Annotated in this window: 16 protein-coding genes; 8 read left to right on the forward strand and 8 right to left on the reverse strand. The window is 62.5% G+C overall.

All coding sequences use genetic code 11. From position 1 onward, the window contains the following. Positions 1 to 55: 55 nt before the first annotated feature. From NIT7645_RS00255 to NIT7645_RS00275, 5 genes are all read right to left on the reverse strand, one after another. Complete coding sequence (locus NIT7645_RS00255; RefSeq protein ID WP_008562931.1) at positions 56 to 871, reverse strand: transporter substrate-binding domain-containing protein; 816 nt, start codon at positions 869 to 871, stop codon at positions 56 to 58. Between the two features lie 92 nt (positions 872 to 963). Continuing rightward, a complete protein-coding gene (locus NIT7645_RS00260; protein ID WP_008558915.1) occupies positions 964 to 2031 on the reverse strand; it encodes a HesA/MoeB/ThiF family protein in 1068 nt (355 codons plus the stop codon). After that, the gene (gene dut / locus NIT7645_RS00265; RefSeq protein WP_008563093.1) at positions 2031 to 2486 is read right to left on the reverse strand and encodes a dUTP diphosphatase; all 456 of its coding nucleotides are present in this window, start codon (positions 2484 to 2486) and stop codon (positions 2031 to 2033) included. The genes NIT7645_RS00260 and dut overlap by 1 nt, the downstream gene beginning before the upstream one ends. 42 nt (positions 2487 to 2528) lie before the next feature. Beyond that, positions 2529 to 3731: a bifunctional phosphopantothenoylcysteine decarboxylase/phosphopantothenate--cysteine ligase CoaBC gene (gene coaBC / locus NIT7645_RS00270; protein WP_008560877.1), complete on the reverse strand. Its 1203-nt coding sequence runs from the start codon at positions 3729 to 3731 to the stop codon at positions 2529 to 2531. Between the two features lie 166 nt (positions 3732 to 3897). Next, entirely contained in the window at positions 3898 to 4776 is an 879-nt protein-coding gene (locus tag NIT7645_RS00275) for an RNA polymerase factor sigma-32 (RefSeq protein WP_008562072.1), read from the reverse strand. A gap of 500 nt (positions 4777 to 5276) precedes the next feature. On the opposite strand from NIT7645_RS00275, the gene cobU reads away from it, so the two are divergent. The 4 genes from cobU to NIT7645_RS00295 all read left to right on the forward strand — a co-directional run bounded on the left by cobU (position 5277) and on the right by NIT7645_RS00295 (position 8760). Then, positions 5277 to 5798 carry a bifunctional adenosylcobinamide kinase/adenosylcobinamide-phosphate guanylyltransferase gene (gene cobU / locus NIT7645_RS00280; RefSeq protein ID WP_008562043.1) on the forward strand — a complete coding sequence of 174 codons (522 nt, stop codon included), beginning with the start codon at positions 5277 to 5279 and terminating at the stop codon, positions 5796 to 5798. Next, the gene (locus tag NIT7645_RS00285) at positions 5795 to 6400 is read left to right on the forward strand and encodes a histidine phosphatase family protein (RefSeq protein ID WP_050685759.1); all 606 of its coding nucleotides are present in this window, start codon (positions 5795 to 5797) and stop codon (positions 6398 to 6400) included. Before cobU ends, NIT7645_RS00285 begins: the two co-directional genes overlap by 4 nt. 58 nt (positions 6401 to 6458) lie before the next feature. Further along, positions 6459 to 7142, forward strand: coding sequence for a glutathione S-transferase (locus NIT7645_RS00290; RefSeq protein WP_008560342.1), 684 nt, complete (start codon positions 6459 to 6461; stop codon positions 7140 to 7142). Positions 7143 to 7257: 115 nt separating this feature from the next. Next, on the forward strand, positions 7258 to 8760 hold the full coding sequence (locus tag NIT7645_RS00295; RefSeq protein WP_008560816.1) for a YifB family Mg chelatase-like AAA ATPase: 1503 nt from the start codon (positions 7258 to 7260) through the stop codon (positions 8758 to 8760). A gap of 60 nt (positions 8761 to 8820) precedes the next feature. Here NIT7645_RS00295 and gshB read toward each other — a convergent pair whose 3' ends face one another. Then, positions 8821 to 9753, reverse strand: coding sequence for a glutathione synthase (gene gshB / locus NIT7645_RS00300; RefSeq protein WP_008562787.1), 933 nt, complete (start codon positions 9751 to 9753; stop codon positions 8821 to 8823). Positions 9754 to 10026: 273 nt separating this feature from the next. Between gshB and NIT7645_RS00305 the strand changes: the two genes are divergently transcribed. Further along, the gene (locus NIT7645_RS00305) at positions 10027 to 10896 is read left to right on the forward strand and encodes a PRC-barrel domain-containing protein (protein WP_008559055.1); all 870 of its coding nucleotides are present in this window, start codon (positions 10027 to 10029) and stop codon (positions 10894 to 10896) included. Positions 10897 to 11010: 114 nt separating this feature from the next. Here NIT7645_RS00305 and NIT7645_RS00310 read toward each other — a convergent pair whose 3' ends face one another. Next, a complete protein-coding gene (locus NIT7645_RS00310) occupies positions 11011 to 11415 on the reverse strand; it encodes a YraN family protein (RefSeq protein WP_008561703.1) in 405 nt (134 codons plus the stop codon). A 2-nt stretch (positions 11416 to 11417) separates the two neighbouring features. After that, positions 11418 to 12278 (reverse strand): 16S rRNA (cytidine(1402)-2'-O)-methyltransferase, encoded by an 861-nt coding sequence (rsmI, locus tag NIT7645_RS00315; protein ID WP_008560843.1) that lies wholly within the window; start codon positions 12276 to 12278, stop codon positions 11418 to 11420. A gap of 84 nt (positions 12279 to 12362) precedes the next feature. On the opposite strand from rsmI, the gene NIT7645_RS00320 reads away from it, so the two are divergent. From NIT7645_RS00320 to murJ, 3 genes are read left to right on the forward strand one after another with little or no spacing between them, the layout of a single operon-like run. Next, positions 12363 to 13535 (forward strand): penicillin-binding protein activator, encoded by a 1173-nt coding sequence (locus NIT7645_RS00320; protein WP_046210806.1) that lies wholly within the window; start codon positions 12363 to 12365, stop codon positions 13533 to 13535. After that, positions 13522 to 16323, forward strand: coding sequence for a [protein-PII] uridylyltransferase (locus tag NIT7645_RS00325; RefSeq protein WP_037302530.1), 2802 nt, complete (start codon positions 13522 to 13524; stop codon positions 16321 to 16323). The genes NIT7645_RS00320 and NIT7645_RS00325 overlap by 14 nt, the downstream gene beginning before the upstream one ends. Beyond that, positions 16320 to 17870: a murein biosynthesis integral membrane protein MurJ gene (murJ, locus tag NIT7645_RS00330; RefSeq protein WP_008561989.1), complete on the forward strand. Its 1551-nt coding sequence runs from the start codon at positions 16320 to 16322 to the stop codon at positions 17868 to 17870. Before NIT7645_RS00325 ends, murJ begins: the two co-directional genes overlap by 4 nt. The last annotated feature ends 31 nt before the right edge of the window (positions 17871 to 17901 follow it).

Raw genomic sequence — 17901 nt, forward strand, 5'->3', positions numbered from 1 at the left:
CCAAAAAATCCCCGGCGCCAGGCACCGGGGACGGGGTCAGGTTTGGCCGGATCTATCAGCCGCCGAGCTTATATTCCAGAAACCACTTCGTGTTCAGCGCATCCAACGTGCCATCTGCCTCCATCGAGGCAATCGCTGCGTTGATCGGCGCCACCAGGTCGCTGCCCTTGGGGAAGATGAAGCCAAAGTCTTCGGTGCCCAGCGGTTCGCCCACGATTTTCAGCGCACCCTCAGAGGCCGCGACATAGCCATTTGCGGCGGTGCTGTCCGACAATGCCAGATCCACATCGCCCGTGCGCAACGCCTGAATGGCCGCACCAAAGGTTTCAAACAGCTTGATGCGCGGGTTTGCCTCGTCACCGTCAAGGATGTCGTAGACGGTCACGTAAAACGGCGTGGTGCCCGGTTGCGCGCCTGCCAGCAGATCCGCATCAGCGGCAAAGCCTGCTGCGTCGTCAAACCGCGTTTCATCCCCGGCCACGATCATGCGCATTTGCGAGGTCAGGTATTTGTCCGAAAAATCAACCTTTTCCTTGCGATCATCGCGGATGGTGATGCCGGTCATGCCCATGTCGTACTGGCCATCGCTGACGGCAGGGATCATCGCGTCCCAGCTGGTTGTTTCGTAAACCACGGTGATGTTGATGCGTTCGGCGATCTCTGCCATTGCATCGTACTCCCAGCCGATTGCCGCGCCGCTGGCGGGGTCGACAAACTGCAGCGGCGGATAGGCGTTTTCCACCGAAACGACGACTTCGCGGCCCTCGAGGTTGGGCAGGTCAGCCGCCAGCGCGCCCCCTGCAAGCGTGGCAAGGCCAAGAGCCGCTGCCGCCAGTTTTGCCGCCGATGTTGCGGTGTGTTTCGCTGTCATAGTCTGTCCCCTTCGTTGGTCTATCCCGGCATCTCAGGATCCGGGTTGGGTGGATCGGCCCCAATCGGGCCGGGTCATTTTTACATACAGCCTTACCCGGCAGAGACGGCGGCCCCCGTCGCACAAACCGGGCAATCGCTGCGCTGGCTGAGGCTGATCTTGCGGCTTTCGGAATAAAGCCCGTCGTATATCAGCATCTCGCCCTGCAGGGTCTGACCTGCGCCGGTGATGGCCTTGATCGCCTCTAGCGCCATCATCGCGCCAACCACGCCGGGCAATGGGCCCACAACGCCCGCCTCGGAACAGCTGGGCGCAAGGCCGGCTGCCGGTGCTTCGGGAAAGATGCACTGATAACAGGGGCCGCCTGCGGTGGGGTGAAACAGGGAAATCTGCCCCTCCCACTGCGACAGCGCGCCTGAAATCAGCGGCCTGCCCAGGGCCACAGCCGTGCGATTTGCCAGATAGCGCGTGTCGAAATTATCGGTGCCATCAAGGATGAGATCGTAATCCGCAAACAGATCGGCGGCGATGTCTTCGCTCAGCCGTCGATGATAGGGGCGCACGGTGATATGGGGGTTCTGGGCCTCCATCGCGGCCTGGGCCGAGAACACTTTGGGCATCCCGATGTCCTGATCACGGTGGATGACCTGACGCTGCAGGTTGGCGTTTTCCACCACATCGTCGTCGATCACCCCGATGGTGCCGACCCCGGCGGCTGCAAGATATTGCAGCGCAGGCGCGCCAAGCCCCCCTGCCCCGATCACCAGCACGCGCGCCTTGCGCAGCTTTTTCTGGCCCGGTCCGCCCAGTTCGCGCAACACGATGTGGCGGGCATAGCGGTCCAACTCGCTGTCAGAGAATTTGTCCGCGCGGGGTTTGGTGGCGGTCTCCTCCGCAGTGTCGGGCTGGGCGCGGCTGCGCAGCCGACGCAACAGGTGGCGATAGGCCATCACCAGTACGACAGCGCCTGCCAGCATCAGCCAGGGGGCCGCAGATCCGCCAGTTGCGGCACGCAGCGGCGCGCCTTCGGGCAGGGTCAACTGGATTGCCAGCACCGCGAGAAAGATCAGCGCCAGAAGGGACAGGCGCAGGCGGCGGTCCAGACCGGCAAAGCCGCCCCCCCACCAGATCAACGCTGCAAGAAGGAAGATCGACAGCATCAGCGCTGCCCCGTAGAGCCAAACCCGCCGCTGCCGCGCGCGCTGTCGCTGAGGCTGTCGACAAGGTGGAACCGGGCCTGCAGCACGGGGGCCACCACCATCTGCGCGATACGGTCGCCATGGGCGATCTCAAACGGTGCATCGCCCGCGTTCATCACGATCACCCCCAGCGGGCCACGGTAATCGCTGTCGATGGTGCCCGGCGCGTTGGGCAGGGTGATGCCGTGCTTCAGCGCAAGGCCCGAACGGGGGCGGATCTGCACCTCGTAGCCTTGCGGGATTTCCAACCGCAGCCCTGTCGGCACCAGTCTGCGCTCTCCCGGTGCCAGCGTCAGAGATTGGCGGTCCGGCAGGTTGGCGCGCAGGTCCGCGCCTGCGGCTTCCGCTGTCTGATAGGCAGGCAGTGGCACATCCCTGTCTGCGCCCTCGTCATATGTGATACGGATCTCGACCATTGCTGTGGCGTGTCCTTGCTCGTTTGTTCCCGTTCGGGCGGCTCAGCCCTTGTCTGTCAGCGCGGCGGCGATGCGTTCGGCCAGTTGGCGCGCGACGGCTGTCTTGTCCATGCGCGGCCAGCTTTCGGCACCTGCATCGGAAATCAGGATCACCGCGTTTTCGCTGCCCCCCATGATGCCCGTCGCCGGAGAGACATCATTGGCCACGATCCAGTCGCAGCCCTTGCGCAGGCGTTTGGCGGTGGCGTTGTCCACCACGTCGTTGGTTTCGGCCGCAAACCCCACAACCAGCCCCGGTCGCCCCTCGTCCAGATGCGCGACGGTCTTGAGGATATCGGGGTTTTCGGCAAACTCCATGACCGGCAGGCCGTCCTTTGACTTCTTCAGCTTGCGGTCCGAGGCGCTGGTGACGCGCCAATCGGCCACCGCAGCGGCAAAGACACCGGCATCCGCAGGAAGCGCCGCAAAAACCGCATCTGCCATCTGTTGGGCGGTCTCGACCGGCACCACCTCTACCCCCTCGGGTGGCGCGACGCTGGCAGGGCCCGTGATAAAGACCACTTCAGCGCCCAGATCGCGCAGAGCACGGGCCAGCGCTGTTCCCTGCGCACCGGAGGAGCGGTTGGCGATATAGCGGACCGGGTCGATCGGTTCATGGGTGGGGCCGGAGGTGACGACAATGCGCCGCCCCTTCAGGGGGCCATCCGACAGTTTGGCGGTGATGGCGGCAACAATCGCCTCTGGTTCGGCCAGACGACCGGGGCCAAATTCGCCGCAGGCCATGCCGCCCTCATCCGGGCCAACACAAGCGACACCATCGGCCAGCAGCGTGGCCAGATTGCGCTGGGTTGCGGGGTGCTGCCACATGCGCACGTTCATCGCAGGCGCCAAGAGCACCGGCGTATCCGTTGCCAGCAGCAGGGTAGACGCCAGATCATTGGCATGGCCATTGGCCATTTTCGCCATCAGATCCGCCGTCGCCGGGGCCACCACCAGAAGATCCGCACTGCGCGACAGCTGGATATGGCCCATCTCTGCCTCGGCGGTGAGATCAAACAGATCGCGGTGCACCGCCTGCCCCGCAAGTGCGGAGACCGACAGCGGGGTCACAAATTCCTCTCCCGCCTTGGTCAGAACCGGCACCACCTCGGCGCCCTGATCCTGCAAGCGGCGGATCAGCTCCAGCGATTTATATGCCGCGATGCCGCCGCCGATGATCAGAAGAATACGTTTGTTGGCCAGCATTTATCCGTCCTTGCCGCAAAGTCCGCCAAACAGTACTGCGCCTGCGCGCGAGAGGGAAACGGTTTTCACCCTGCCGGCCGCGCTGTGTTGCCGACAAGAAAGGCGCGCCCGTTTCGGACGCGCCGGTCTGGTCTTTGATCTATCGCGGCTGCGATCTGCGCCCCGCTTACATCAGGAAATTCTGCACCTCACGCGAACAGGTTTCGAGCGACTTGCGCATTTTCTGGAAAGCTGCGGCCTCTAGTTGGCGGACGCGTTCCTTGGACAGGCCCAGCTCATCCCCGAGGCTTTCGAGAGTGCGGGGTTTGTCGCGCAGTTTGCGTTCGGTGATGATGAACCGCTCGCGATCGTTGAGCGCCTGCATCGCCTCTACCAGCCAGGTGCGCAGCTGCCTGGTGTCGTGGCTTTCCTCGACCAGTTCGGCGGCTTGTGCGCTGTCATCTTCCAGCGCCTCGATCCACTCGCGGCCCTCATCCTCGGCCGACTGTACCGCGTTCAGTGAGAAATCCGCCCCCGACAGGCGGCCGTCCATCATCTGCACGTCGCGCAGCGGCACGCCGATTTCGGTGGCGATTTTCTGGTGCAGCTGATGCTGGTCCAGCTGCTCTCCGCTGGCGGCGGCTTCGCGCTCCAGCTGGGCCTGGACGCGGCGCATGTTGAAGAACAGGGATTTCTGGGAGGAGGTAGAACCGGTGCGCACCATCGACCAGTTGCGCATCACGTAATCCTGAATGGAGGCCTTGATCCACCAGACCGCATAGGTCGAAAAGCGCACGCCGCGATCCGGGTCGAATTTGTCAGCGGCTTTCATCAGCCCCAGACCCGCCTCTTGAATGAGGTCATTCATCGGCGCGCCGTAGCGTCGGAATTTCGAGGCCATGGAGATCGCCAGCCGCATATATGCGTTGATCAATCGATGGAGCGCCTGGACATCCCGCTCATCCCGCCAGGCGTAGGCCAGCTTGAGCTCGGTCTCGGCATCAAGCAACTCGGCCTTCATCGCCCGCTTGGGCAGTGGGTTTTCGATCATGGTATCAAGTGCCATTTTTCTTCCCCGTTGATGAGTTTGACCCTGTTACGTGGCGGCAGGCACATTGGATCAATTCTAAATTGGCAAAAATCCAAAGCGCCTGATCGGACCGCTGCGCGGAGGCCAGTTTGAGGCTGTGATCCGGGCCGAAAATGGTTCAGGCGAAAGGCCTATGTCCGGCGTCGGTGATGTCTCGGGTCTTGGCAGTCTGCATTGGAATTGCGGTACGCTAACGCGCGAAATCCACCTTGGTTCCCGGATGATGCAAAATTCATGGTCATCGCGGGTCTGTCAGCGGGGCGGCAGAGCGATTGCCGCACCCAATGCGCCACATGAGCCCTGCTAAGGCCCGGTTTGGCGATGTGCCCTATTTGGCGGTACCTGTCGTTGGCCCGCAGCGATCCACAAGGATCCGCAGCGCAGGTTGACGCAGGCAAGGGGGCTGCGCATCTTGTGCTGCACTGCACCCGTCGATACCCAGTATCGCACCTTAGGACAGAAACAGGGTAATAAAATTGCCGTCGAAAGTCACTTTCATTCTTGGGGGCGCGGCCTCTGGAAAATCGGCTTTTGCCGAAGAAATCTGCGTAAAGTCCGGAAAAGACAGGGTTTATCTGGCCACGTCACAAGTGTTTGATCGTGAAATGCGCGCAAAAGTGGACCGCCACCTGCAACAGCGGGGAGAGGGCTGGACCACCCATGAGGCGCCAATGGATGTGGCGCCGGTCCTCGACTCGCTTGGTGGGGATCAGATCTGCCTGCTGGATTGCGCGACCATGTGGCTGAGCAATCATATGCTGGCAGAGGACGGTGATCTGGTGTCCGCGCAGAGGGATCTTTTGGATGCGCTGGCGCGCTGTGCGGCTGATGTTGTGGTTGTGTCCAATGAAACCGGACAGGGCATCGTCCCTGAAAACGCGCTGGCGCGGCGGTTCCGCGAGGCACAGGGGCGGCTGAACATCGAACTGGCCAAGGTGGCAGATACCGTTGTGCAGGTCACTGTCGGCCTGCCACATGTGCTGAAAGGTGCGCTATGAGCGAGAGCGATCTGACGCGGTTGTTTCTGATCCGTCACGGGCCGACCCATGCCAAAACTATGGTCGGCTGGTCGGATCTGCCAGCGGATCTGTCTGACACCGCGGCGCTTGCACGGTTGCATGATTACCTGCCGCAGGAGGCGGTGGTGGTGTCCTCGGATCTGTCGCGCGCCCGTGACACCGCCTCGGCCATCGGCGGCACCCGCGAGCGGCTGGCGGATCATCGCGACCTGCGCGAGATCCACTTTGGCGCCTGGGAGCTGCGCAGCTGGGCCGAGATTGACGCCGAATCCCCCGACCATATCCGCGCCTATTGGGAAACGCCCGGCGATGTGCGGCCCCCCGGCGGCGAGAGCTGGAACGAGGTTTGCGCCCGTGTCGATCGCGCCATCAATGCGCTGATTGCGCAGCATCGGGGCCGCAACCTGATCGTGGTGGGGCATTTCGGTCAGATCCTGACACAGATCCAGCGGGCCGCGCGGCTGACAGCAGAAGAGGCGTTTTCCCACCGCATCGACAATCTGTCGGTCACGGAGCTGAGCCATCAGGGGCTGGACTGGGATCGGGGCTGGAGCAGCGGGCGGATCAATCACATTCCGTGATGTATGGGCGCACAAATATTCGATTTGAGAATGGTTTCGCTGCGTCTAGCCTGTCTCTATGGCTTATCAACTTTATATCGGTGATCGCAAGTATTCCAGCTGGTCATTGCGCGGCTGGCTGATGCTGGAAAAATTCAACCTGCCCCACTCGACCACTTTGGTCGAGATGTTTTCGGGCACGATGGCAGCGCAGATGGCGCCCCTTGCACCGGCGCGTCTGTTGCCGACGCTGGTTCTGCCGGAGGGCACTGTGGTGGGGGAAACCGTCGCCATTGCCGAAACGCTGGCAGAGCGCCACCCAGAGGCCGGACTATGGCCCGCTGACCCGGCCGCACGCGCCACGGCGCGCTGGCTGGTGGCAGAGATGGCGTCGGGCTTTGGGGCGCTGCGCAGCGCCTGTCCGATGCAACTTGCCTATATCTATCAGGGATTTGAGCCGTCAGACGCCGTTCTTGCGGATCTTGCACGGATCGAGACGCTGTTTGACCATGCCCGCGAGTTCTCTGGTGCTGCGGAGGGCTGGCTGTTTGGTGATTATTCTCTGGCGGATGCCTTTTATGCGCCGGTTGCGGCGCGGATTGTTGGCTATGACCTGCCAGTGTCAGAGCGGATGCGGGCCTATTGTCGGCTGACCCTGTCGGACCCGGTTTTGCTGCAATGGCAGGCCCGCATTGATGAAACGGTCTATGACACCAACCCCTATCCCGTCGACCTGCCCTACCGCCCTTGGGTGCTGGCCTAGCGGGACACGTAATCGTGGTGAATAGATCGTAAATACGGCACGCCGTTAACGACTCCGAAACCACGATTGCCAAGCCTTTCTGCAGACCCACCTGAGGCCTGCAGAAAGGGGAGAGATGATTTCACGCGCCTATACCGTTGCCTTTCAGGGGGTAGAGGCCCGCCCGGTGGAGGTGCAATGCGCCGTGGCGCCCGGCCTGCCTGCGTTTTCCATCGTCGGGCTGCCAGACAAAGCGGTGAGCGAGGCCCGCGAACGGGTGCGCGCCGCCTTTGCCGCCCTGTCCATCGCCCTGCCCGCCCGCCGCATCACCGTGAACCTGTCCCCTGCCGACCTGCCCAAGGAGGGCAGCCATTTCGACCTGCCGATCGCGCTTGCCCTGCTAGCGGCGATAGAAATCATCCCGCCCGAGGCCGCATCAGAGAGCATCGCACTTGGTGAGTTGTCGCTGGATGGCTGCCTGATGCCGGTTGCGGGTGCCCTGCCTGCGGCAATGGCGGCCGCGAGCGAGGGGCGGCGACTGCTGTGTCCGGAGGCATCGGGTGCAGAGGCCGCATGGGTCCGCGATGCCACCGTGATTGGGGCGGCGACCCTGGGGGATGTGCTGCGCCATTTTACCGGTCAGGGCGTCATCTCCCCCGCCCGCCCCGGTGAGGTGGTTGAAGACACAGGCTGCAAGGATCTGCGCGATGTTAAGGGACAGGACCGTGCAAAGCGGGCGCTGGAGATTGCTGCCGCGGGACGTCATCACCTGCTGTTTGTCGGCGCGCCCGGTTCCGGCAAATCAATGCTGGCCGCGCGCCTGCCCGGCATCCTGCCAATGCTGAGCGCGGCTGAAGCGCTTGAGACGTCGATGATCCAGTCACTGTGCGGCCTGATCGACAGCGGTGGCATCTGTCGCAGTCGGCCGTTTCGCGCGCCCCATCACACGGCGTCGATGGCCGCAATCGTCGGAGGCGGCAGGCGCGCGCAGCCCGGTGAGATCAGCCTCGCCCATAATGGCGTGCTGTTTCTTGATGAACTGCCGGAATTCAGCCGTCCGGTTCTGGAAACCCTGCGTCAGCCGCTGGAGACCGGATCCGTCAATGTGGCGCGGGCCAATGCCCATGTCAGCTATCCCAGCCGGTTCATGCTGATTGCGGCGGCGAACCCCTGCAAATGCGGCGCGCTGAGCGATCCGGGCCGGGCCTGCGCGCGGGCACCGCAATGTGCGCAGGACTACATGGGCCGCATCTCTGGCCCGCTGATGGACCGGTTTGATCTGCGGGTGGACGTTCCGGCGGTTGCGTTTTCCGATCTCGATCAGCCCGCCTGCGGTGAGGGCTCTGGCGAGGTGGCGCAACGTGTTGCCATCGCAAGGGAAATTCAGACGTCGCGCTATGATGGCTACGCCGGATTGCGCCAGAATGCGGACGCAGAAGGCAAGCTGCTGGAAGAGGTGGCCGCGCCAGACAGCGAGGGGCGCGCGTTGCTGCTGCAGGCTGCTGAACGCTTTGGCCTGACCGCGCGGGGCTATCACCGTGTGTTGCGCGTGGCGCGCACGATTGCCGATCTTGCCGGTGAGCCATTGATGCGCCGCCCCCATGTCGCCGAGGCGCTGAGTTTCCGCATTCCGGCCTGAGCGCAAAAAAAAGACGCCCGCCCCGGTGGGCAGGCGTCTGGCTGGATCAATCGGGCAGGATCAGACCTTGGCCTCGATCGCCTGCCAGATTTTTTCGGCGATGTTCACACCGTCAAAGCGCTCCAGCTCTTGAATGCCGGTGGGCGAGGTCACGTTGATTTCGGTGAGATAGTCGCCGATGACGTCGATGCCGACAAAGATCTGGCCTTTTTCGCGCAGCAGCGGACCAATGGCGGCGCAGATTTCCAGATCGCGTTCGCTCAGTCCGATTTTCTCCGGGCGACCGCCCACATGCATGTTCGAGCGTGTCTCGCCCGCGGCGGGAACGCGGTTGATGGCCCCGACCGGCTCGCCGTCGACCAGGATCACCCGCTTGTCGCCGTTTGAGACATCGGGCAGGAATTTCTGCACAATCAGGGGCTCGCGGCTGAAGCCGGTGAACAGCTCGTGCAGAGAGGTCAGATTGCGGTCGTTGGCATCCAGACGGAACACACCCGCGCCGCCATTGCCATAGAGCGGCTTGAGAATGATGTCGCCGTGTTTTTCCTTGAATGCCTTGATGGTCTGCAGATCACGGGCAATCGTTGTCGGCGGGGTCAGATCCGGAAAGTCGAGAACCAGCAGTTTTTCCGGGTAGTTGCGGACCCAGAAGGGATCATTCACCACCAGCGTCGTGCCCTTGAGCCGGTCGAGAAGATGGGTGGAGGTGATGTAATGCATGTCAAAGGGCGGATCCTGACGCAGCCAGACCACGTCGAAATCAGCCAGATCGACCTCGCGCTCGGGGCCGAGCACTGCGGGGGTTCCCGGCACCCGCTGGACCGTCATGTCCTGACCACGGGCGGTGATGCGCCCTTCCTGATAGGCGAGCTGATCCGGGCCGTAGAAAAACAGCTCATGGCCGCGCGCCTGTGCCTCTTCGGCGAGACGGAAGCTGCTGTCGGCGTTGATATCGACCGCAGAGATCGGGTCCATTTGAAAGGCGATTTTCATGATGTCAGTCCCTCATGACATGGGCAGGTTGCAGGGCGTTTGGGCAGGTTGGTCGACAATGGGCCAGAACCCGGCGCGAACCGCTGCCCGGAATACATGGCCCAGCCGGGCCTTATGTTCAATGGTGCGCTGCCGCATGGCCCAAGGCGAAGGGATGGGAAACCCCCCCGTTTTCACAAAAAAGTGAGGCGTGTGCGGAACCAATTGCTGCACGGCTGAGTTGTCCTGCCAGTAATGAACGACATTACACTGACAACTAAGAGGATGGAAACAATGAAGAATCTGCTTCTCTCGACTGCAATCGCCCTGACCCCTGCAAGCGCTGTTATGGCGGCTGATCACGGGGACATGTTCCGCGCCGAAGCGGACCCGATGGCGATCCACGCCTCCGAGTTTATTGGCATGCGGGTGTACCGCTCTGATGTGGAAACCGCCGCCGATGAATACGCTGGCGTGCAGCAGGACTGGGATGACATTGGCGAAATCAACGACGTTGTTCTGAACCGCGATGGCACCGTTGACTCCATTCTGGTGGATATCGGCGGCTTCCTCGGCATCGGTGAAAACCAGGTGGCGGTTGACATGAAATCGGTGAAATTTGTCGCCGACAGCTCCACTGCCGAAGATCTGGATGACTTTTTCCTCGTGATGGATGCTCCGGTTGATGCGCTGAAGGACGCGCCGACCTACGACTGGACCCGCCAGGTCGAAGCAGAGGCAGAAGAGCTGAAGCAGGAAACAGCTGCGGCGGCGGGTGAGCTGAAGGATGACGCGGATGCGCTGGCGAAAGATGCCGAGCAGACCGCCGAGAACGCAGCCGACAGTCTGAAAGACCCCTTCGTGAAGGACGGCTATGTTGAGGCATCTGCCGAAGCGCTGACCAGCGAAGAGCTGACCGGTGCACCGCTTTATGACAGCAAAGACGAATGGATCGGTGAAGTGTCGCAGATCAACCTGACGGAACAGGGCAAGGTGGACACGATCGTGGCTGACATCGGTGGCTTCCTTGGTCTTGGTGAAAAGCCGGTTGCGCTGAAGCTGGGTGAGATGGACATCCTGCGCTCTGACGATGGGGACAACCTGCGTGTCTATGTCTCCATGAGCAAGGCAGAGATGGAGCAGCTGCCTGAATACGAGAAGTAATCACGCCATTCTGTCCATTGGGCACAGGTTGGGGGTGCGGGGCGTATGCTCTGCGCCCCCAATCCTGTTGCGGGGGCTACGTGAGGGCAATGGCGGCGACAGCGGCGGTGTTCGTCAGCCCTGACCATAGGCATTTTCCAGCACCTCGACATGGCCTGTGCCATCCACCAGTGCCACGTCGATGCGGCAGTCGGTGAGGCTGCCCTTTGGTTCGCCCTCCAGAAACCGTGCGGCGCTGAGCATCATGCGCTGCATCTGGGTTTCGCTGATGCGGGACACGGCGCTGTCACGGCTGCGGCTGTGCTTGACCTCGACAAAGATCACCATTGCGCCCTGCCGCAGGATCAGATCAATCTCGCTGCCGCCCTTGCGCCAGCGTCGGGCCGCGACCGTGCAGCCGATGCGTTCATAGTGGCGCGCGACCAGTTCCTCTGCCGCGTGGCCTGCGTGATGGGACTGTGCGCCACGACGCTGCCGGGTGGTTCTCGCCCCTTTGTCAGAGCCTGCACCACCCTGCATGATCACCCCTCTCCCTTGGCGATTTCGAGCGCCAGTTGATAGATCTTGCGGCGTGGCATGTTGTGCATCTCTGCGACAATCGCGGCGGCGTCCTTGACCGAGTTCCCCTGCAGGGCCGCGCGCAGGTCGGTGTCCAGATCACCGTCGCTGACGCTGTCGCCGCGATGGCGGTCAACCAGAACCACGATCTCGCCCTTGACGGGGGCGTCCTCCAGCCCGGTGGCCAGGGTGGCCAGGCTGTCGCGGCGGATTTCTTCGAATTTCTTGGTCAGTTCACGGCAGAGCGCGGCGGGGCGGTCGCCCAGGACCTCGGCCATGTCGCGCAAAGAGGCGGCGACGCGTTTGGGCGATTCATAGAAGATCAGCGTGCCGGGCACGGCTGCCAGCTCTTCCAGCCGCTTGCGACGCGCGCCGCTGGCGTTGGGCAAAAACCCCGCAAAAAAGAACGCATCCGTGGGCAGCCCCGCCAGAGTGAGGGCCGCAAGCGCCGCGGATGGGCCTGGCGCAACCGTCACGAGATGGCCGGCTTCGGCTGCGGCGCGGCTGAGATCATAGCCCGGATCGGCAATCAGCGGCATGCCCGCCTCGGATGCGTAGGCAACCGATTGCCCGTCGTCCAGCGCGGCGAGAAGCTTGGCCCTCGCGCCTGCACCACTGTGGTCGTGATAGGCCACAATGTGACGGTTGTTCAGCGGAACTCCGTGGATTTCCATCAACTTACGCAGGGACCGCGTGTCTTCTGCCGCGATGACATCAGCGGATGCAAGCACATCCAACGCGCGCAAAGTGATGTCACGTGCAGTGCCAATGGGCGTTGCAACAAAGTAAAGGCCGCTAGGCAAATGGACGATCTTGTGATTCACGCTGGACCCGCCTTGTTGGTCGTTTATGATCCCTGAGGTACCACCACGGCGTACGCCGCCGGACAAGGGAGTTTCAAGTCCATTATGTTTGCTGTTTTTAAACACGCCCGCAAGGCGGCTTTGGCCGCAGTGACGGCAGTATCGACGCTTGCGTTGGTAGCCTGCGACACCCTGCCGACCGGCAGTGGGCCCACCATCAACACATCAAAACCCGTTCCTGTTGCACTGTTGGTGCCGCGTGGCTCGGCTCAGGCGGGCGATGCTTTGCTTGCCCAGAGCCTTGAGAATGCGGCGCGTCTGGCGATTGCAGATCTGAACGGGGTGCAGATTGACCTGCGCATCTATGACACTGCGGGCAACCCACAGCAGGCCGCAACGGCAGCGACCACAGCGATCAACGATGGCGCCCGTGTCATTTTGGGCCCGGTTTATGCAGAGGCTGCAAACGCCGCCGGTCTGGCAGCGGCGCAGCGCAACGTGAACGTTCTGGCGTTTTCCAACAACACCGCCATCGCGGGTGGCAACGTCTTTATTCTGGGTCCGACCTTTGACAACACCGCCCGCCGGCTGGCCGGCTATGCCGCCCGTCAGGGCAAGGGCAATATGGTGATTGTCAGCGGCAGCGACCCCGCCGGTCAGGCAGGGCGCGTCGCGATTGAACGGGCCGCTGCGGTGACGGGGGCCAATGTGGCTGGCGCTGTCAGCTACGAGCTGTCCCAGCAAGGCGTGATCAATGCGATCCCGACCATCCGCTCTTCTGTCGGCAGCAGCGGCGCGCAGTCGGTTTTCCTGACCGCAAACACGGCAGGCGCCCTGCCCCTGCTGACCCAGTTGATGCCCGAAGCAGGCGTTGATCCGGCCGTGACACAGTATATCGGTCTGACCCGCTGGGATATCCCGTCCCAGACCCTGTCGCTGCCCGGCGTCCAAGGCGGCTGGTTTGCGCTGCCCGATCCGAACAAAACCTCGCAGTTCCGCGCCCGCTATCAGGGGACTTATGGCGCTGCGCCGCATCCGATCGGCGGTCTGGCCTATGACGGCATTGCTGCAATCGGGGCGCTGGTTGGCGCAGGCAAATCCGATGCGCTCACCGGCGCGGCCCTGACCCAGGGCAGTGGTTTCCAGGGCACTGGCGGCATCTTCCGTCTGCGTCCGGACGGCACCAATGAACGCGGCCTTGCGGTTGCAACCATCCAAGAACAGAAGGTCGTGGTTATTGAGCCAGCTCCCTCCAGCTTCGCCGGTGCCGGATTCTGATCCGGCACTGCCCGACACCCTGCACCTACCGCCCTTGCCGGGACCGCTGATCTGCGATCCCGGCAAGATCTTTGATGCCCGCGCGATCCGCCAGCAGATCACGGCCCTGTCCGAGGACTGCAACGGGGCGGATTTGCGCGCGGGGGTCGTCAAGATCCTGCGTGACGCCAACAAAGCCGGGCGCGCGGCCATTGCCGAGGCCTTTGGCGAAGAGCCCTTTGCAGCGCGCGCGCTGACGCGATCCTATGTCTATCTGACCGACGGTCTGGTCACGGCCGCGCATTTCACCGCGACGCAGCTTTTGCATCCCATTGCCAACCCCACGCAGGGCGAACGTATCGCCGTGATCGCGGTTGGGGGATATGGCCGTGGGGAAATGGCGCCGCATTCCGATGTCGATCTGCTGTTCCTGACCCCTTACAAGATCACCGCCTGGGCCGAGAGCGTCATTGAATCGATGCTCTACATCCTGTGGGATCTGCGCCTGAAAGTGGGCCATTCCAGCCGGACGATCCGCGACTGCATTCGCCTCGGCGGTGAGGATTTCACCATCCGCACCGCCCTGTTGGAGCAGCGGTTTCTGGATGGCGACGAGGCCCTGGCGCAGGAGCTGGGGGAACGGCTGCGTGGCGAGCTGTTTTCCAAAGACCCCAAGGATTTTGTCGAGGCCAAACTGGCCGAACGCGATGCCCGCCACCTGAAACAGGGCCAGCGCTATGTCGTGGAACCCAACGTCAAAGAGGGCAAGGGCGGCTTGCGCGATCTGCAATCGCTCTACTGGATTGCAAAATACCTTTATCAGGTCGAGGACGTCGCCGAACTGGTGCCGATGGGGCTGTTCAGCCCTGAAGAGCTCGATTCATTTGCCAAGGCAGAGAATTTCCTCTGGGCTGCACGGGCCCATCTGCATCTGATCGCCAATCGCGCAACTGAACAGCTGAGTTTCGACATGCAGGTCGAGGTGGCTGACCGCATGGGATATGAGGACCGATCGGGCCGACGCGGCGTCGAGGTCTTCATGCAGGAGTATTTCCGCCACGCCACGACTGTGGGGGATGTAACCCGGATCTTTCTGACCAAGCTGGAAGAAAGCCATCTGAAGAACGAACCCCTGCTGGAGCGCATTTTCCGCCGTCGCCCGCGGGTGAAATCCGGCTACAAGGTGGTGCGCAACCGGCTGGACGTGGCTGATCCCGACGCATTCTGCGAGGACAAGCTGAACCTGCTGCGCATCTTCGAGGAAGCCCTGCGCACAGGCATGTTGATCCACCCGGATGCAATGCGTCTGGTAACGGCCAATCTGCATCTCGTTGATGAGGAGATGCGCAACGACAAGGAAGCCCAGCGGATCTTTCTTGATCTGCTGCTGAAACACGGCAACCCGGAACGTGCGCTGCGGCGGATGAACGAGCTGGGCGTACTGAGCGCCTTTGTCCCCGAGTTCGAACCGATCGTGGCGATGATGCAGTTCAACATGTATCATTCCTACACCGTGGACGAACACACCATTCAGGTGATCGCCAACTTTGCCGCCATCGAACGGGGCGAGCTGGAAGATGAGCTGCCGCTGTCGTCGGAGATCCTGCGCAAAGGATTGAGCCGCAAGGTGCTGCTTGTTGCCATGCTGTTGCATGACATCGGCAAGGGGCGCGAACAGGATCATTCGATCCTTGGTGCGCAGATTGCCCGACGCGTCGCGCCTCGGCTTGGGCTCAACAAAAGCGAGACCGAAACGGTCGAATGGCTGGTGCGTTATCACCTGCTGATGTCGGACATGGCGCAGAAACGCGACATTGCCGACCCGCGCACCGTGCGCGACTTTGCCAAGGCGGTGAAGACGATCAAGCGGCTGGACCTTTTGCTGCTGCTCACGGTCTGTGACATTCGCGGCGTCGGGCCTGACACCTGGAACAACTGGAAAGCGGCGCTGTTGCGGGCGCTGTACAACCAGACGCGCGAGGCGCTGGAAAACGGCATGGAGGCGTTGAACCGGGCCCATCGCGGCACCGAGGCCAAGAAAGCCCTGCGCGCCGCCCTGCCCGGCTGGCCCAAAGCCGATCTGAAGATCGAAACCGGGCGGCATTATGATCCCTACTGGCAGGGTCTGGATGTCACCGCGCATATCGACTTTGCCGAAATGCTGCGAGAGCTGACAGAGCGGGACAACCCCGCAGAGGTCATCATCCGCCTGCATCCAGATGAAGACCGGGATGCAACGCGGGCCTGTTTCTGCATGGCCGACCACCCCGGCATCTTTGCCCGCATCGCCGGTGCGCTGGCGCTGGTTGGGGCCAATGTGGTCGATGCGCGATCCTATACAACCAAAGACGGCTACGTCACCGATGCCTTCTGGATCCAGGACACCGAGGGCCACCCTTATGAGGCAGACCGCCTGCCACGTCTCAGCCAGATGATCCACAAAACGCTCAAGGGCGAAGTGATCGCAGGCGAGGCGCTGAAGTCACGCGACAAGATCAAGAAGCGCGAACGCGCCTTCAACGTGCCCACGCATATCACCTTCGACAACGACGGCTCGGAGATCTACACGATCATCGAGGTGGACACCCGCGACCGCCCCGGGCTGCTGTATGATCTGGCCCGCACCCTTGCCGGAGCCAATATCTATATCGCCAATGCGGTCATCGCGACCTATGGCGAGCAGGTTGTCGATGCGTTTTACGTGAAGGATATGTTCGGGTTGAAATATTACTCCGAGGCCAAGCAGAAATCGCTGGAAGCCAAGCTGCGCAGTGCCATCGCCGAAGGGGCAAAACGGGCCGGATCATGAAGCCGATCAAACTGCTGTCGGGGTTTCTCACCGTTGGGTTCTGGACCCTGGCGAGCCGCATTCTGGGGTTTCTGCGTGAAATCCTGATCACTGCCTACATCGGGCCGGGTCCGTTGATGGACGCGTTTGTTGCGGCCTTTCGACTGCCCAACATGTTCCGTCGGTTCTTTGCCGAAGGGGCCTTTAACGCGGCCTTTGTGCCGATGTTTGCCAAACGTGTCGAAAGCGGCGACGACCCGCAGGGGTTTGCCCAGGAGGCGTTCAATCTGCTGGCCGCGACGGTTTTGCTGCTGGTCGGGCTTGGCATGGTGTTCATGCCTGCGCTGGTCTGGGCCACGGCGGGCGGTTTTGTTGGCGATGCGCGGTTTGATCTGGCTGTCGGCTATGGTCAGATCGTCTTTCCCTACATTCTGTTCATGTCCCTTGCGGCACTGTTTTCCGGCGTTCTGAATGCCACTGGCCGTTTTGCTGCAGCGGCGGCGGCGCCTGTGTTGCTGAACATCTTTGCCTGTGCCGCAATGGTGGCTGGCGCCGTTCTTGGCGGCGAGGTCATCAGCTGGCTGATCTGGACCATTCCGGTGGCAGGCGTCGCGCAGCTGGCGCTGGTCTGGCGCGCCACCAGCAAGGCTGGCATTCACCTGCGCCCCGGCCTGCCGCGTTGGACGCCGCAGATGAAAACGCTGGTGCGTGTGGCCCTGCCTGCGGCGCTGGCGATGGGGGTGACGCAGATCAATCTGGTGGTCGGCCAGCAGGTTGCCTCTGACATTGAAAACGCCGTGAGCTGGCTGTTTGTGTCGGACCGGCTGTATCAGCTGCCGCTCGGCGTTGTGGGGATTGCCATCGGGATCGTGCTGCTGCCGGATCTGTCGCGCCGCCTGCGGGCGGGCGATGATGCGGGCGCGCGCGATGCCTTTTCCCGCGCGGGGGAGTTTTCCTTGCTGCTGACCCTGCCCTCGACCGCCGCGTTTCTGGCGGTGCCTATGGTGCTGGTTTCGGTTCTTTATGAACGCGGCGCAACCGGGGCCGATGACGTGGCCGCCATCGCGCTGGCAGTGGCGATCTATGGCGCGGGCCTGCCGGCATTCGTGCTGCAAAAGGTGCTGCAGCCGCTGTATTTTGCCCGCGAAGATACCCGTTCGCCGTTTCATTATGCGCTGGTGGCAATGGTCATCAACGCGGCGCTGGCCTTTGGCCTAAAACCCTATCTTGGCTGGATCGCCCCCGCCATTGCCGCCACAGTGGCGGGCTGGGCAATGGTGGCCTGCCTGTGGCTGGGCGCCCGCCGCATGGGAGAGGTCGCGCGGTTCGACCAGCGGTTCTACGACCGGAGCCTGCGCATTCTGGCCGCCTCTGCCATCATGGGAGCCGTGCTCTTTGGGGTGGTGCAGCAGTTTGGCTGGCTGTTCTACCTGCCCAGCTGGCGCTATCTCGCGCTTTTGGGCCTGATCGTTCTGGGCGCAGCCGTCTATTTCGGAGTTGGCCAGATCATCGGCGCGGTACGGCTGGGGGATTTGAAACGTTCCGTCCGCAGGGGCGGCAAAGCATAGACACCTCACGCGCCGGACACGGCCCCAGCAC

The sequence above is a fragment of the Phaeobacter italicus genome, from assembly GCF_001258055.1.
Classification (GTDB): domain Bacteria; phylum Pseudomonadota; class Alphaproteobacteria; order Rhodobacterales; family Rhodobacteraceae; genus Phaeobacter; species Phaeobacter italicus.

What these genes read in the sequence shown, in the direction of transcription:
- NIT7645_RS00260 (WP_008558915.1), bottom strand. Translation starts at nt 2,031, where the DNA reads ATGCTGTCGATCTTCCTTCTTGCAGCGTTGATCTGGTGGGGGGGCGGC.
- NIT7645_RS00320 (WP_046210806.1), top strand. Translation starts at nt 12,363, where the DNA reads ATGTTTGCTGTTTTTAAACACGCCCGCAAGGCGGCTTTGGCCGCAGTG.
- NIT7645_RS00295 (WP_008560816.1), top strand. Translation starts at nt 7,258, where the DNA reads ATGATTTCACGCGCCTATACCGTTGCCTTTCAGGGGGTAGAGGCCCGC.
- NIT7645_RS00275 (WP_008562072.1), bottom strand. Translation starts at nt 4,776, where the DNA reads ATGGCACTTGATACCATGATCGAAAACCCACTGCCCAAGCGGGCGATG.
- gshB (WP_008562787.1), bottom strand. Translation starts at nt 9,753, where the DNA reads ATGAAAATCGCCTTTCAAATGGACCCGATCTCTGCGGTCGATATCAAC.
- NIT7645_RS00290 (WP_008560342.1), top strand. Translation starts at nt 6,459, where the DNA reads ATGGCTTATCAACTTTATATCGGTGATCGCAAGTATTCCAGCTGGTCA.
- NIT7645_RS00305 (WP_008559055.1), top strand. Translation starts at nt 10,027, where the DNA reads ATGAAGAATCTGCTTCTCTCGACTGCAATCGCCCTGACCCCTGCAAGC.
- NIT7645_RS00255 (WP_008562931.1), bottom strand. Translation starts at nt 871, where the DNA reads ATGACAGCGAAACACACCGCAACATCGGCGGCAAAACTGGCGGCAGCG.
- murJ (WP_008561989.1), top strand. Translation starts at nt 16,320, where the DNA reads ATGAAGCCGATCAAACTGCTGTCGGGGTTTCTCACCGTTGGGTTCTGG.
- NIT7645_RS00310 (WP_008561703.1), bottom strand. Translation starts at nt 11,415, where the DNA reads ATGCAGGGTGGTGCAGGCTCTGACAAAGGGGCGAGAACCACCCGGCAG.
- dut (WP_008563093.1), bottom strand. Translation starts at nt 2,486, where the DNA reads ATGGTCGAGATCCGTATCACATATGACGAGGGCGCAGACAGGGATGTG.
- NIT7645_RS00285 (WP_050685759.1), top strand. Translation starts at nt 5,795, where the DNA reads ATGAGCGAGAGCGATCTGACGCGGTTGTTTCTGATCCGTCACGGGCCG.
- coaBC (WP_008560877.1), bottom strand. Translation starts at nt 3,731, where the DNA reads ATGCTGGCCAACAAACGTATTCTTCTGATCATCGGCGGCGGCATCGCG.